This is a genomic window from Simiduia agarivorans SA1 = DSM 21679 (genome assembly GCF_000305785.2).
GTDB lineage: Bacteria > Pseudomonadota > Gammaproteobacteria > Pseudomonadales > Cellvibrionaceae > Simiduia > Simiduia agarivorans.
This window is the reverse complement of record NC_018868.3, coordinates 3,470,061-3,485,782: the sequence shown is the minus strand read 5'-3', so window position 1 is coordinate 3,485,782 and position 15,722 is coordinate 3,470,061. Positions and strand designations below refer to the sequence as shown.

Annotated in this window: 11 protein-coding genes; 7 read left to right on the top strand and 4 right to left on the bottom strand. The window is 57.6% G+C overall.

Annotated elements, in window-relative coordinates; all coding sequences use genetic code 11:
• Positions 1-44 precede the first annotated feature (44 nt).
• The 4 genes from M5M_RS15720 (at position 45) to M5M_RS15705 (ending at position 5,561) form a co-directional block, all read left to right on the top strand.
• Complete coding sequence (locus M5M_RS15720) at positions 45-944, top strand: hypothetical protein (RefSeq protein ID WP_015048488.1); 900 nt, start codon at positions 45-47, stop codon at positions 942-944.
• A gap of 63 nt (positions 945-1,007) precedes the next feature.
• On the top strand, positions 1,008-2,690 hold the full coding sequence (locus M5M_RS15715) for a dipeptidyl-peptidase 3 family protein (RefSeq protein WP_015048487.1): 1,683 nt from the start codon (positions 1,008-1,010) through the stop codon (positions 2,688-2,690).
• Positions 2,691-2,808: 118 nt separating this feature from the next.
• Positions 2,809-4,647: a GNAT family N-acetyltransferase gene (locus M5M_RS15710; RefSeq protein ID WP_015048486.1), complete on the top strand. Its 1,839-nt coding sequence runs from the start codon at positions 2,809-2,811 to the stop codon at positions 4,645-4,647.
• Positions 4,644-5,561, top strand: a complete 918-nt coding sequence (locus M5M_RS15705; protein WP_015048485.1) for a histone deacetylase family protein — start codon at positions 4,644-4,646, stop codon at positions 5,559-5,561. Before M5M_RS15710 ends, M5M_RS15705 begins: the two co-directional genes overlap by 4 nt.
• Before the next feature lie 225 nt (positions 5,562-5,786).
• On the opposite strand, the gene M5M_RS15700 is transcribed toward M5M_RS15705, so the two are convergent.
• From M5M_RS15700 to gndA, 4 genes are all read right to left on the bottom strand, one after another.
• Positions 5,787-7,634, bottom strand: coding sequence for a DUF4382 domain-containing protein (locus M5M_RS15700; RefSeq protein ID WP_015048484.1), 1,848 nt, complete (start codon positions 7,632-7,634; stop codon positions 5,787-5,789).
• A 73-nt stretch (positions 7,635-7,707) separates the two neighbouring features.
• The gene (locus tag M5M_RS15695) at positions 7,708-8,466 is read right to left on the bottom strand and encodes a type 2 periplasmic-binding domain-containing protein (protein WP_015048483.1); all 759 of its coding nucleotides are present in this window, start codon (positions 8,464-8,466) and stop codon (positions 7,708-7,710) included.
• Position 8,467: 1 nt separating this feature from the next.
• The gene (locus tag M5M_RS15690; RefSeq protein ID WP_024330157.1) at positions 8,468-10,042 is read right to left on the bottom strand and encodes a methyl-accepting chemotaxis protein; all 1,575 of its coding nucleotides are present in this window, start codon (positions 10,040-10,042) and stop codon (positions 8,468-8,470) included.
• Between the two features lie 162 nt (positions 10,043-10,204).
• Positions 10,205-11,734 carry an NADP-dependent phosphogluconate dehydrogenase gene (gene gndA, locus M5M_RS15685; protein WP_015048481.1) on the bottom strand — a complete coding sequence of 510 codons (1,530 nt, stop codon included), beginning with the start codon at positions 11,732-11,734 and terminating at the stop codon, positions 10,205-10,207.
• Positions 11,735-12,089: 355 nt separating this feature from the next.
• Here gndA and M5M_RS15680 point away from each other — a divergent pair, with 355 nt between their 5' ends.
• From M5M_RS15680 to M5M_RS15670, 3 genes are all read left to right on the top strand, one after another.
• Entirely contained in the window at positions 12,090-13,265 is a 1,176-nt protein-coding gene (locus M5M_RS15680; RefSeq protein ID WP_015048480.1) for a thiamine pyrophosphate-dependent dehydrogenase E1 component subunit alpha, read from the top strand.
• Positions 13,266-13,267: 2 nt separating this feature from the next.
• Positions 13,268-14,245 carry an alpha-ketoacid dehydrogenase subunit beta gene (locus M5M_RS15675; RefSeq protein WP_015048479.1) on the top strand — a complete coding sequence of 326 codons (978 nt, stop codon included), beginning with the start codon at positions 13,268-13,270 and terminating at the stop codon, positions 14,243-14,245.
• A gap of 191 nt (positions 14,246-14,436) precedes the next feature.
• Positions 14,437-15,696, top strand: coding sequence for a 2-oxo acid dehydrogenase subunit E2 (locus M5M_RS15670; protein ID WP_015048478.1), 1,260 nt, complete (start codon positions 14,437-14,439; stop codon positions 15,694-15,696).
• Positions 15,697-15,722 lie beyond the last annotated feature (26 nt).

The following is a 15,722-nucleotide window of genomic DNA, read 5'->3' as shown; positions in this document are numbered from 1 at the left end:
TTCTGTGGTAGATTGCCCGCTGACATAAGCCTCGGGAATTCACCATGCACTACCGACGCCTTCTCACTGCCGCACTGTTGCTGCTGGCACCTGCGCTGTACGCCGCCGAGCTGGGTGGCCACCTGTCTGCCACATTAGAAGCCGACAACAACCGGGGCAAAGCGCGTGATCTGGCTACCGATTTGCTGATCGACGATTGGATGCTGGGTGTCTACCTGACCCAGCGCGATGTCACCTATGAAGAGCGCAATGGAACGACACAGGTCAATACCCAAAATACCGGCGCGCACCTGAGCTACCAGGGCGAGATATGGGGAGGCGGTCTTGCCTACAACCATTACGATGATGGCGAGCTGGTGCTGACCCGCGAGTGGTCAGCCAAGGCGTCCTGGCGTCACGGTCCACTGAAACTCTCTGTCAATGCCCGCCAACGTCAACACGACCTCGCGCTCACCTTGTCGGATACGGCATTGCGCGATGCCTTTGACAGCACAGGCCTCGGGCTCGGCGTTCGCTGGGCATTCGACAACAGCGCCAGCCTGTACAGCAACTATATCCACTACGACTACTCCAAAGACCAGTTGCTGGAAGACACGCTGCGGCAATTGCGGTGGTTGTACATTTTCAGGCCCGACGACCGACGCCGGATTCTGACTGCCTTGTTCAATATCCGGGGTGCCAATGCTCAGGTGCGCGGCAATCTCATCGCCAACGGTTATTCCGCCGGGCTTGACTACCCCGTGGGTGAGCACTGGCTCAGTCTGAATTACACGCTGAACGAGGCCGAGGTGGATGGCAGCCTGTCCGAAAGCGCCAGTGTGTATTGGAGCCACAATCTGAGCCCGGATTGGGGTCTGGATGTCTATTTCGGGCAAGCGCGTGGTGATCAACTGGCGGACAGTACCTACGCCGGCCTGACCCTGCATTGGTTCATTGCGCCCTGAATCCATGCGGAACCCCGCCCACTAACCGTCTTATGAGCACAATAATCAGCAATGGAGAACCCCATGCGTAAGCACCTTCTGATGGGGGCGCTGGCCGCCGCCGTCGCCCTGACCGCCTGCTCACCCAAACAGGAAGAGCCCAAAGCCCAGGCTGCCGTCGCACCGATGGTTGCCTCCAGCACCGATCGCTTTGGCATCTATGCCGATGTGACCCTGCAAGCAGACCTGTCTCATTTGTCCGACAGTCAGCGCACCATGGTGGCACTGTTGATTGATGCCAGCGAAATTATGGATGACCTGTTCTGGCGTCAGGCCTACGGCGACAAGGCCAGCCTGCTGGACCGCATCCCAGACCCGGCCACCCGCCGTTTTGCCGAAATCAACTACGGCCCCTGGGACCGACTGGCCGGCGATGCGCCCTTCATTCAGGGCGTTGATGCCAAGCCCCTGGGCGCGGCGTTTTACCCTGCCGACATGACCAAGGCCGAATATGAAGCCTGGCGCAGTGAAAACCAGACGCAAATGGACACCACCCGCGACCTGGAGCTCTATTCGCTGATCCGTCGCAACGCCGCCGGCGAATTGCAATTTGTGCCCTACAGCAAAGCCTTCGCGCCCGAATTGCAGAAAGCCGCCTTTCTGTTGCGCGAAGCGGCCAAGTACGCAGAGGACGCCAGCTTCAAACAATACCTGATCATGCGTGCCTCAGCGCTGGAGACCGATGACTACCAGCCCTCCGACATGGCCTGGATGGACATGAAAACCAACCCGGTGGAATTGGTGATTGGCGCCATTGAAACCTACGAAGACATGCTGTTTGGTTACCGCGCCGCCTATGAGTCCTACGTGCTGATCAAAGATCAGGCCTGGAGCGAACGCCTGGCTAAATACGCTGCGTTTCTGCCGGAATTGCAGGCCGGTTTACCGGTGGATGCCGCCTACAAAACCGAAACCCCCGGCACCGACGCCGACCTGAATGCTTATGACGTGGTCTACTACGCGGGCCATTCCAACGCCGGTTCCAAAACCATCGCCATCAACCTGCCTAACGATGAACAAGTGCAGTTGGAAAAAGGCACCCGTCGCCTGCAGCTGAAAAACGCCATGCGCGCCAAATTCGACAAGATTCTGGTGCCCATTGCCGAACAGCTGATCGTGGCCGACCAGCAGCAACACATCACCTTTGATGCCTTCTTCGGCAACACCATGTTCCATGAAGTGGCCCATGGTCTCGGCATCAAAAACACCATCAACGGCAAAGGCCTGGTGCGCACCGCCCTGAAGGAACACGCCTCCAGCATGGAAGAAGGCAAAGCCGATGTGCTGGGCCTGTACATGATTTCCGAACTGTACAAGCGCAACCAGATCGACGACGGCGAACTGATGGATAACTACGTCACCTTCCTCGCTGGTATCTTCCGTTCTGTACGTTTTGGCGCCAGTTCCGCCCACGGCAAAGCCAACATGGTGCGGTTCAATTTCTTCAAAGACGCCGGCGCCTTCAGTACCGATGCAGACGGCCGCTACCGCGTGGATTTCGACAAAATGACCCAGGCGGTGAATGACCTGTCCAACCTGCTGCTGACCCTGCAGGGCAACGGTGACTACGACGGCGTGCACGCACTGGTGGCAGAAAAAGGCGAGATGGGCGCCGATCTGATGGCCGAGCTAGATAAACTCACCCAGGCCAACATTCCGGTGGATATCGTGTTCACCCAAGGCAAAGAGGTTCTGGGGTTAAAATAATCCTTTAATACAGATCGGGGGCAGGCACTTTTCCCGAAGCCGCCAGCCCCCGTGATCTGCATCAATTGCCTCCAGCGGGGCTGTGCCATACTCACTGCTCACGCAAATGAGGTAACCCATGGCACACGCCCTTCCCCCCGCCCCCGATTGGCCTTCATTAATCCGCTCCGGCAATCGCTTGTTTATCGGCTCCAATGCCGCCGTGCCCAACGCACTGGTGGACCACCTGATTGACAACGCCGGCAGTCTGAACGATCTGGAAGTGGTGCACATTCTCACCTTGTCCGATAACCGCTGGGTCGATCCGGAATACGCGCACCTGTTCAAGGTCAATACGCTGTTTATCGGCGGCGATAAAATCCGCAACGCCATTGCCGAAGGCCGGGCCGATTACACGCCAAGTTTTTTAAGTGAAGTGCCGGGCTTATTTGCCAGCGATATCCTGCCGCTGGATGCCGCGCTGATCATGGTCAGCCCACCGGATGAATACGGCTATTGCTCGCTGGGTGTCACCGTCGATGTGGTATTGGCGGCGGCACGGCATGCAAAAAAAGTCATCGCCCAGATCAATCCGTCCATGCCGCGCACCAGCGGCCAGAGTTTTATCCACCTGCGCGATATTGATGCCTGCATTGAATGCGAACAGGCGCTGCCTGAACTGCACACCGGCGAGCTGGATGAAATCACCGAACGCATCGGCCAGTATGTGTCGCTGTTGGTGGAGGATCAGGCAACACTGCAATTGGGTATTGGCAAAATTCCCGATGCCGTGCTGCGCTACCTTGGCAATCACAAAGATCTGGGCGTGCACAGCGAGATGGTGTCCGATGGCATTATCGACTTAATGCAGAAAGGCGTGATCACCAACAAATACAAAACCTTTCATCCGGGCAAAACCGTGACCACTTTCTGCATGGGCAGTAAGCAGTTATATGACTTTGTGCACAACAACCCGCACGTGGAATTCTACCCAAGCGAATACATCAACTCGCCGGTCAACATCAAACGCAATCACAAAATGGTGAGCATCAACAGCGCCATCGAAGTGGACCTGACCGGCCAGGTGGTGGCGGACTCTGTTGGCTATAAATTTTATTCCGGCATTGGCGGCCAGGTGGACTTCATTCGCGGCGCCGCGCTCGCGCCCGGCGGCAAGCCGATCATCGCACTGCCGTCCACCGCCAAGGGCGGTACCGTATCGCGCATCGTGCCGCACATTACCGAGGGTGGCGGCGTGGTCACCTCGCGCGGTCATGTGCACTATGTGGTCACTGAATACGGCGTCGCCTGCCTGAAAGGTAAAAGCATCCGCGAGCGGGCGTTAGAATTGATACGCATCGCCCATCCCAAGTTCCGCAACCAGCTGCTGGAACAGGTGCGCGCGCACTACTGGGTACCCCACTACCAGACCCAGTCGCCCCACACGGTACACGAGCTGGGTGGACTGGGAATGAAAACGCTCGACATCAATGGCGAAGCGTTTGACCTGCGGCCGCTCAATCCGGCCGACGAGCGCAAGCTGCAGGAATTGTTTTATTCGCACACCAAACAAACCCTGCTATTGCGTTACAACCACCATCCGCGTCAGATGAGCCGGGAACAATCCTGTGCGCTGGTGAGCGTAGACCAGACCCGGGATCTGGCCCTGTGCATCGTCAGACAGAAAGGCTCCAGCGTGGAAATTGAGGCAGTGGGCCGTTACTACCTGAATGATAAAGACAATACCTGTGAAGTGGCCTTTGTCACCCGTGAACGCTCGCACGGCAAAGGCATGGCCACGCGCCTGTTACAGGAAATGATGGCTATCGCCCGGCAGCGACAACTGGCCGGCATGCGCGCCTATGTGCGCGCGGCCAATAAACCCATGTTGTCCATATTTGAACAAGCGGGATTTGTGCGACAATCCGGTACCGACCCGGACGAAGTCTTATTATTGTTAGCCCTGGACCCGCAATGAGCCTGATTATCCTGAGCCACCCCAGCTGCGCCCAACACGATATGGGGCCGGCCCACCCCGAGTGCCCCGAACGATTGAGCGCCATCAATGATCAGCTGATTGCATCGGGCCTGGATTTTGTGGTGCCGGCGCGCGACGCGCTGCCAATCCATCGGGACTATGTGTGTCTTGCGCACGACCCAACTTACGTGGACGATTTGCTCGCGCGCGATCTGAGCCAGGGCCCCGTCTGGCTCGATGATGACACCCAGTTAATGGCACACACACGGGACGCCGCCCTGCACGCCGCAGGCGCCGCGACTCAGGCGGTAGACCTGATCATGCAAGGCGAGGCTACGCGGGTATTCTGCGCCGTGCGCCCGCCGGGCCATCACGCCTGCCACAATAAAGCCATGGGCTTTTGCTTTTTTAACAACATTGCCATCGCCGCGCGCTACGCCATTGAACATTATGGACTCACGCGCGTTGCCATCGTGGATTTTGATGTACACCATGGCAATGGCACGGAAGATATTGTGGCCGGCGACGAACGCATTCAGTTTTACTCTTCCTTTCAGCACCCCTTTTATCCGTTCAGTGGTGCCGATGCGACTGAACCCAACCTGCACTTCATGCCACTGACCGCAGGCACCGGCGGCAAAGAATGGCAAACCAAAGTAAAGCAGCAATGGTTGCCGCACCTGGAACAATGGCAGCCGGAATTAATTCTGATTTCAGCCGGCTTTGATGCCCACGTGGAAGACGACATGTCCGGCATCGCGTTTAACGAAGCCGACTACAGCTGGATCACCCAACAATTGAAAGCGATTGCGGATAAAGCCTGCAACGGTCACATCATCAGCTTACTGGAAGGTGGCTATGCGCTCGGCGCGCTGGGGCGCAGTGTGGTGGCGCATTTAAAAGCGTTGCAGTGAACAATCCCGCTGTAGGAGCGGATTCCCATCCGCGAATGATTCTGGCTAGATTTTCAAGCAGTAATAGGAACCGTTTGTCGGCTTTCTGTTTTGCACTGGCTCAGTTAAACGAAAACCGGAGTGATCTGCAGCACGCCGAACCGCCATCCCTGGCGGTCATAAAAAAGCCCGGCAGACTACCGGGCGGTAAAATATCGGTGCGTCCCTGCACCTTACACGATCAGGTCACTCGTCACTGGCGAACACCATGACCATCCGGCGCACAGTGAATTCACCGATCTGCTCATCCCATTGCCCCACCGCATTGATGCGGGCCAGAGATTGACCGGCTGCTACGGTTTCCGCGGCGGCGGCAGACATGGATTCAAAACTGGTGAACATGGCAATATTCTGCTCATTGCGATCGGCAATGGCAAAAACAGAACGGCCATCCTGCGCCGGCACCAGGGTCACTACGGAATCTTCCGTCAGCGGGTTACGGAAGCCGGCGAAAGATACACTCCCCTTGTGGAGCCCTGCCAAGGACAAATGAACTGCATCGGCGCCGGCACTGACAAAGGGCGCGCTGCCATCTTCCCAGTGCAGGTGCAAACCTGCACCCCGGCTATCCACCGCCATATTCACCAGCGTACTGGCGTGAAAATCAAAACTGTTGATTGTCTGATTGTTGGTAAAGTCATAGGCACTGACCCAACCCCGGGCTTTGAGATAATCACCATCGGTCAGGCTGTGTGGCAATCCGGAATCGGCAATCCGGTAATTCGCCGGATCTGCACCCGCAAGCGTCCATTGCAGTGCATCCGGACGCAAACCGTTGAACAAACTGAGTTCGGAGGACACCACGCCATCCTGAGTGGTATTGACGCGGGCGCGCAACTGATTTTTCAGTAGTCCCACATGCGTGGCATGCAACTCACCACCGGTCACCTCATCATAAATGCGCACACGGCTGCCAATAGAGATCCCGTGAGTGCCATGATCCACGCTACGACCAACACGCGACACAGTCGTGTTCTCGTCCAGATTTACGGTAATGTCATTGCCAATCGCAATGCCGTGAGGTGCGCTGGGCGCGAAACGCACGCCGCGCAAGGTGAGCGTTTGTGCATCGCGCGCAATCACAATACCTTTTGCAAATTCACCGTCGGCCCAGGGCACACTGGACCCGGCAAATACCGTATCAACCACAAAGCGCTCTTCACTTTGAACAAAATGACCGGACGCCACCAAAGGCGCATCGGCTGGCAATGCCGCCAACGCTGTCAGGCCCGCCTCGCCGTCAAAATCCTGCTGGTCAATTTCATAGTGGGCATCGCTGGCAACGGCCAGTGTCAATTCACCAAAATCGCCAGTACGGTGATGAAACGGACGCACGGCCAGGGTAATCGTAGAAGCCGTTGTATCTGCCGATTGCAGCAAGCCACGGATGCGGTGCTCGCGCTCCGTATCCAGTTCCGGCTCGGCCACCCACACCGGACTCACCTCGGTGGTGGCACTGTCATCACTTACATCATCCGGTGTGCCTGCATCGTCGATAGTCAGCAGATTAGACGCATCAAGATCAAAATCCAGCGTAAAGCGCGCCGCACGGCCTGGGCGCAACCAGAAACCCTGCGCGTTTTCAAAACGCGACACGTCAATTTCAACATCCACTTCACCCAAGGGGTTACCCTCGGCATCCACTGCCGTGGCAGCAATGGCATTGCCGTTTTCATCCTGCGCCACAATCAGGGCACTGGAAAAATCTACCCGCGCCACGGCAGAGCGATAATAGCCCGTGGGCACCTGGGTGATGCCCACCAGTTCCGACACGTCGGTGTACTGCGCAAAATCCACGCGTGTGCTGCCGGGCAGTGCATCAACCACATCACCGCGGGTGTTGGTCAGACGAATGCTTTTGACATCCACTTCGTATTGCAGGAAATCGCCTTCGGCATCGGTCAACGCCAGCGTCAGGCTGGTGAGGCTGACCTCAGAATCCAGCGGCGGTTGTTCAACATCTGAGTTACTGCCGCCACCACAGGCCATTAATGCGGCGCACGCCAGCGACAGTAGCGTTTTTGAATGAGTCATTGTCTGCTCCCGTTATTGTTGAGTCACGGTTATTCCAACGGGGCTGAGGCAGAAGGGTTGACAGGGATGAGCGTTATTTTGTGAGCCCGCTCACATCTTCGGTACCAGGCGCATTGATGCGCCGGAGCAAGGATTGCAACTCGTTGAACAGAGCGGGTTGATTTAATGGCACCAGAATCATGCGGTCGAATTCGGCCTGCGGCTTGTTGGCGATGAAGTAATCGGCCCCAACCTCGCCGCTGCGAATCAGGTAGCGGTACATGGATTCGCTGATAATGCCGAAATCACAGCGCGATTGATCCAGTGAGTCAAATATCACATCTTCTTTTGCCACCGGAAATAAATGCATCTCACCGCTGCGCACCCGTTGGGTAATACCCTCGTAGAAATAGCCCCTGACGTAGCACACGGTTTTTCCCGTCATAAGCTCTTCGCCATACCGAAAAGGGGCATTTCGGTGCGATATCACCAGATCGCGGTCGCGGAAAATGGGGTCCGTCCAGAAATACCGCTGCTGCATCACATCGTTGAACCAAACGGGATTAACACCCAGGATCGCGCCTTTGAGCTTGCCGGTATTCAGGTCGCGGTCCAGTCGGGCTCTGGGCAGAAACCGCAGCACGTAACGATTTTTGCCCGCCACCTCATTGAGTTGACGCACTAAATCAAAATAGTCGCCCTCAGCCCGTTCGGCATTCACCACGTAAGGCGGCTTCTGGTGGTAGTAATACAATGTCTCGGTGTCAGCCTGCGAGACGCCAGTTGCCGCCCGGGCGGCACCTGGCCAGCACAGCAACAGACAAACGGTCAGCCAAGCGACAAGCGACTGCATATTACCCTTCAAAGCGCTCGATCAATTGGAATTGGTGTTGCGCCAGTGAAGCCAGCTCACCGCACATGCTGGCGGTCTGGTTGGTTTGCTCACGCGTGGTGGTGGAAATCTTTTCGATACGCCCGGTAATGGTTTCTATTTTGGTGGCGCTGTCCGACTGGGCGCTGGCGGCGCGCGCAATGGATTGAGTCTGACCATTGATTGCCGCCACCGAGTCTTTGATCGCGCTCAGTGCATCGGACACCAAGGTCATTTCCGATAACGTCACATCGGCCAGTGACGTGCACTCGCCCATATTAGTGGCAGCGTCGCGCGTGGCAGCCGACAATTTGGCAATGATCTGCTGAATGTCTTCGGTGGATTCCTGCGTGCGACTGGCGAGCGTGCGCACCTCGTCGGCCACCACCGCAAAGCCCCGTCCCTGTTCACCTGCACGCGCCGCCTCGATCGCCGCATTCAACGCCAATAAATTGGTCTGTTCGGCAATGCCACGGATCACATCCACCACACTGGAAATGCGGCCACTGTCTTCCGTGAGTCGCTCGGTCACCAGCGCCAGGCTGTCCACTTTATTGGTGAGGTCGTTGATTGCATTATTGGCCGACGCCAGCACCTCATGACTGGCCTGCACCTGCTGCAGGGATTTTCCCGTGGCCTCGGCAGTGGTCGACGCCGACGCGGCGACCTGATGCACCTGTGCAGCAATCTGGTGGATCGCACCGGTAACCTGTTGGGTTTCATCCAGCTGTTGCTGCATCCCCTGATTGGACGCCTCCGCCTGCTGTCGTGCTTTTTCCGCTTGCGAAAACAGCTGACGCGACGCTTCGCCAAACCGCCCAAGCGCGGTTTTCAGGCGCGCCTTGCGCGCCAGTGCGGCCAATTCGATATCGGCCAGCGGTCCGGTTTTACCGGTGTAAATGTAGGCCGCGATGGGGTCGTTGATCTCCTGCCTGGCCAGCCGCACTGCCGGCGCGAGCCCGGCCTCGGTCAGGCGATTCACGCCGTAACCCAGTCCTGCCGCCGCCAGCAGTGCCACCAGCGCCGTAGCGCCGGAAAGGCCGCCCGCCCACCACAGCAAGGCCCAGATCACCAGTGCCACCGGCACCGCCACCAGCAGGCAGGATTTGATCAGTTCAATGGCAAAGGTCATTGCCGCAATGGGCGCCTGACCGCCGCGCAAGCGGGCATACACAGCCTCCGCCCGCGCCACTACCTGGGCATTCACCGGCGAGCGCACGCTTTCGTAACCGGTAATTTCGCCCCTGTCTTTAAGTGGCGTGACATAGGCATCCACCCAATAGTGATCACCGTTTTTACAGCGGTTCACCACCACGCCCATCCAGGGTCGTCCCTGCTTCAGCGTTTGCCAGAGACCGGCAAAGGCCGCCTGAGGCATATCCGGGTGGCGGATAATGTTGTGCGCCTGCCCCAGCAACTCCTCCCGGCTGAAACCCGCGATTTCACAAAAATAGTCGTTGCAATAGGTGATCACGCCCTTGGTGTTGGTGGCGCTGATGATTTCCTGGCCGGCCCGGAAAGGCACCTCCCGGCCGGTGACGGGTCCTGTCTTGCGCACGTGATCCTCCGATAGCATCCGTATCCACTGCCCTTCCAGCATAGACGTTTGCACCGGAAAACGTGCAAAGCATGGGGCCAGACCCCTTGGTACTTTGGTGCGTGCGCTGGCGCCCGCACCAAAGTACCAAGGGGTCTGGCCCCATGCTTTTGACCCTGTCTTTTACTTCATTTTGATCAGCGGGCGGCCGGGCTGGCTCCACTCTACGTGGTATTTTTTGCCACGGGGTTTGTCGGTGCGCTCGAAGGTGTGGGCGCCGAAGTAATCGCGCTGGCCCTGCAGCAGATTGGCCGGCAGGGTTTCGGTGCGGTAGGCATCGTAATAGGCCAGCGCCGAGCTCAGGGCCGATACAGGTACGCCCCAGAGGCTGGCATTGGCCACAGCTCGACGCCAGTTAGCCTGATATTCGGAAATCTGGCCGGCGAAGAATTCGTCCAACAGCAGGTTTTCCAGCTCTTCATTGCGCTCGAAGGCATCGGCAATGGATTGCAGGAACACCGCGCGGATAATGCAGCCAGCGCGCCAGATTTTGGCAATTTCGCCGTAATTGAGCGTCCACTCCTGCTCGCGCGCGGCGGTTTGCATCAGGTCGAAACCCTGCGCATAGGCGCAGATTTTGGCGCAATAGAGCGCATCGTGCAGCTGGTTGATAATAGTTTCGCGCTCGCTGGCCGCAGGCTTGTCAAAGGCGGGGCCAGCCAGCAGCCTGGAGGCTTTCACCCGCTGGTCTTTGAGTGTTGAAATCGAACGGGCGTAAACCGCCTCGGCGATAGTGGGCGCCGGACAACCCAGCTCCAGGCTGGAGACCGCAGTCCACAGGCCCGTGCCTTTCTGGCCGGCTTTATCCAGAATCATCTGCACCAAAGGCTTACCGGTTTCACTGTCGGTGGTGGCCAGTACCTCGGCGGAAATTTCAATCAGGTAGCTGTTCAACAGGCCTTCATTCCAGCGCTTGAACACTGCAGCAATTTCAACATCGGTCATATCCAGCGCATCGCGCATCACCTGATAGGCCTCGCATATGAGCTGCATGTCGGCATACTCGATGCCGTTGTGCACCATCTTCACATAATGGCCAGAGCCGCTCGGGCCGATGTAGGCGGCGCAGGGCTCACCTTTGGCCACCACCTCACCCGGCGCCTTGCGCTCGATGGGTTTGCCGGTATCCGGGTCAACTTTGGCGGCAATTGCTTCCCACAGGGGCTTGATGCGGGTCCATGCGTAGGGGTCGCCGGAAGGCATCAGGGATGGCCCGAAGCGAGCACCCACTTCGCCGCCAGACACCGCGGTTGAGAAGAGGATGAACTGGCCTTCATATTCCTTTTCCCGGCGCTGGGTATCGGTCCACAGGCTGTTGCCGGTATCCACGACGATATCGTCGGCCTTGAGGCCCGCATCCACCAGCTTGTGACACACATCATCCACCGGGCTGCCGGCGGGCACCGACACCACAATCAGGTGCGGCGCCGCCAGGTTGGCCAGCAAATCAGTATAGGAATTACAGGTCAGCACCCGCGCCGGGCCGTCGCCGCGTTCTGCCTCATCCTGCGCCACTAACGCCGCCAGCTTGGCCTGATCCAGGTCGAAGGCAATCACCCGGAAGCCGTTATCCACCAGATTCATAATGAGGTTTTTCCCCATCACGCCGGCGCCTACAAAGCCAATATCGCAGGGTTGATCGGTTACAGGCATGAATAGTCTCTCCTCACGGGTCGGAATGGGCAGGCCGCGCGGCGGCATAAAAAGGCGCGCATGTTACTGTAATTTAGCCCAAGCTGCCGCCTTTTTGACCCAGCAGACAGACTTTCGCCGTGTCAGACGGGTAATCTGACCACTCATGGCGCAATAATTAGGCATTTCAACTAAAATTGTCCAATAAGGCGCAATAAATATCACAAAACCCGTAAGTCCGATCCAAAGATCGGTAGGACTCGCCTATGCGCGGCGTGGTACTTTTTTGAGCCTGTGTCCTTCAGTCCGGCAACTACACTTGCCGGCACCCCAATAACAAGTCTCAAACCAGCCCCACAAGGGCGAGAGGTAACAGATGAGCGGCAACGAGAGCAAAATCACCCACAAGCTCCGGATGATGTCTGGGTTCGAACTCCCCATCGACACCCTGAGCCTGTTAAAGCCCGACGGCAGCCTGCACGATGGCGCCAAAGCCCCCAAGCTCAGCAAAGAAACCGCCCTGCGCATTTACGACACCATGCTGTTTATCCGCGTGCTGGACGAACGCATGGTAGCGGCCCAGCGCCAGGGTCGGCTGAGCTTTTATATGACCTGTATCGGCGAAGAAGCCGCCGTGATCGGTTCGGCCGCCGCCTTTGAAGACCACGATATGATCATGGGCCAGTACCGCGAACACGGCGCCCTGCGCTACCGCGGCTTCCCCACCGAGCAGTTCATGCACCAGATGCTGTCCAACAGCAAAGACCTGGGCAAAGGCCGGCAGATGCCCATTCACTATGGCAGCCGCGCGCTCAATTACATGACCATTTCTTCACCGCTGGCGACCCAGATTCCCCAGGCCGCCGGTTACGCCTACGGCCAGAAACTGGACGGCAAGAAAGCCTGTACCCTGGTGTACTTTGGTGAAGGTGCGGCGTCCGAGGGCGACTTCCACGCCGGCATGAACATGGCCGCCGTGCTCAAATGCCCCACCGTGTTTTTCTGCCGCAACAACGGCTATGCCATCTCCACACCGTCCGAAGAGCAGTACGCCGGCGACGGTATCGCCGCCCGCGGTGTCGGCTACGGCATGCAGACCATCCGCGTAGACGGCAACGACGTCCTGGCGGTGTTCGCCGCCTGCGTGGAAGCGCGCAAAATTGCCGTGGAAAAACAGGAGCCCGTGCTGGTTGAGGCCATGAGTTACCGCTTGGGCGCGCACTCCACCTCGGACGACCCATCTGGCTACCGCTCCAAAGACGAAGAAGAAAAATGGCGCAGTGTGGACCCGGTATTGCGCATGAAGAACTGGCTGATCGCGAAAAAATGGTGGGCCGAGCAACAGGAAAAAGCCGTGCTGGAAACCTACCGCAAAGAAGTGCTGGACACCCTTAAGGCCACCGAAAAAGTGCCGGCACCCGCACTCGAAGAAATCATTACCGACGTGTACGACCAACCGCCAGCACATTTACAACAACAACTGGCTGAGCTGCGCGAGCACATTGCCAAATACCCTGAAAAATATCCCAAAACCGCACAGGGAGTGAAATAACCATGGCAAAAATGAACCTCTTGCAAGCGGTCAACAGCGCGCTTGACCTCGCCATGGCCAAAGACCGCCGGGTGGTGTGTTTTGGTGAAGACATCGGCAAGTTCGGTGGTGTATTCCGCGCCACCTCCAACTTGCAGGAAAAATACGGCCGCGAGCGCTGCTTCAACACCCCGCTCACCGAGCAGGGCATCGCCGGTTTTGCCATCGGCATGGCGGCGCAGGGCCACGTGCCGGTAGCGGAAATGCAGTTCGCCGATTACATTTTCCCTGCATTCGACCAGATCGTGAACGAAGCCGCCAAATTCCGTTACCGCTCGGGCGATCAGTTCAACGTAGCCGGTCTGACGATCCGCACGCCTTACGGTGGCGGCATCGCCGGCGGCCTGTACCACTCGCAATCGCCCGAAGCCTATTTCACCCAGACTCCAGGCCTGAAAGTAGTGGTGCCTTCCACGCCCTATCAGGCCAAAGGGCTGCTGTTGGCATCGATCCGCGACCCCAATCCGGTGGTGTTTTTTGAGCCCAAGCGCCTCTATCGCGCCGCCGTGGGTGAAGTGCCGGAAGAAGAGTTTGAAATCCCGCTCGGCGTCGCCGAAGTGGTCAAAGAGGGCAGTGATATCACCCTGCTGGCCTGGGGCGCGCAGATGGAATACCTGCAAGCGGCGGCCGCCATGGCCGAAGCGGAGGGCATTTCCTGTGAAGTGATCGATCTGCGCACGCTGCTGCCGTGGGATGTGGATACGGTTGCACGTTCGGTGAAGAAAACCGGCCGGTTATTGATTACCCACGAAGCACCGCTCACCGGTGGCTATGCCGGCGAAATCGCCGCCACCATTCAAGAGCATTGCTTCCTGTATCTGGAATCGCCGATCGCGCGCGTGTGCGGCATGGACACGCCCTTCCCGTTAATTCACGAGAAAGAATACATGCCCGACCAGTTCAAGATTTTTGAAGCGATAAAACGCACCATGAATTATTGATATGGCTTGCGAGTGGTGGATTGCGCTTTGCTTAATCCACCCTACGTTGGCCCCGCACCTTGTAGGGTGGATTAAGCGAAGCGCAATCCACCGGTACAGACGAAATACGAAGGTGCAATGCGCTGCGTTTATTGCACCCTACACAAAATTGGCAATTGATTGACCGTCTATGACAACTCAGGAGTTGCGACGTGATTAAAGATTTTATTCTGCCCGACATTGGTGAAGGCATTGTGGAATGTGAACTGGTGGAGTGGCTGGTTAAAGAAGGCGACACCATCACCGAAGACCAGCCCGTAGCCGATGTATCTACCGACAAGGCGCTGGTGCAGATTCCGTCCATGTTTGATGGTCGCGTGGTCAAGCTGTACTACAAAGAAGGCGAGATTGCCAAAGTACACGAACCACTGTTTGCGATTGAATTGGCCGACGAGGTGGGCAGCAACAACGACGCGCACGCCACTAAAGCGGCAGCCACAACAGAGCCAGCAGCAACAACCACCGCGCCGGCGACCGCCGTTGCGACCGTGAAACAGGAAAGCAGCGACCGCCAGATGGAACGCAGCACCTCCAAAGCACTGACCACTCCCGCCGTGCGTCGCATCGCGCGGGAAAATAACGTGGATCTGGCACAGGTGCCGGCAAGCGGTAAAAATGGCCGTATCCTGAAAGAAGACATGCTCAACTTTTTGTCCGGTGATGCGCCGGTTGCCACTGCGCCTGCGGCATCAACCGCAGCACCAGTGGTTGCAGGCGACCGCGTTGAGCCTATCAAGGGCATCAAAGCCGTAATGGCGCGCGCCATGCAGGAATCCGTTTCCACCATCCCGCATTTCACTTACGTGGACGAAATCGACCTGACCGATCTCATCGCCCTGCGACTGAAGCTCAAGGCCCAGTACCCCGATGTGAAAATCACCATGATGCCTCTATTCATGAAGGCACTGTCGCTTGCGATCAGTGAGTTCCCCATCATGAACAGCCGCCCCAACGCCGACTGCACCGAACTCACCTACGTGAGCTCGCACAATATCGGCATGGCCGTGGATTCCAAAGTGGGCCTGTTGGTGCCGAACGTGAAAAACGTTCAGACCATGAACCTGCTGGAAGTAGCTGGCGCCATCGGTCGCCTCACCGAAAGTGCACGCGCGGGTCGCGTGGCACCAGAAGATCTGAAAGGCGGCACCATTACCATTTCCAACGTGGGCGCATTGGGTGGCACAGTGGCCACACCGATTATCAACAAACCGGAAGTGGCCATTGTGGCACTCGGCAAAGTACAGGCGCTGCCACGCTTTAACGAAAAAGGTGAAGTGGAAGCCCGCCAGATCATGACCGTGAGCTGGTCCGGTGATCACCGCATCATCGACGGCGGCACCATCGCCCGTTTCTGCAACCGTTGGAAGCAATTCCTGGAAGACCCCAGCAGTATGCTGGTAACAATGAGATAAGATGCGAATTGCTGGTTTCAGAGGGC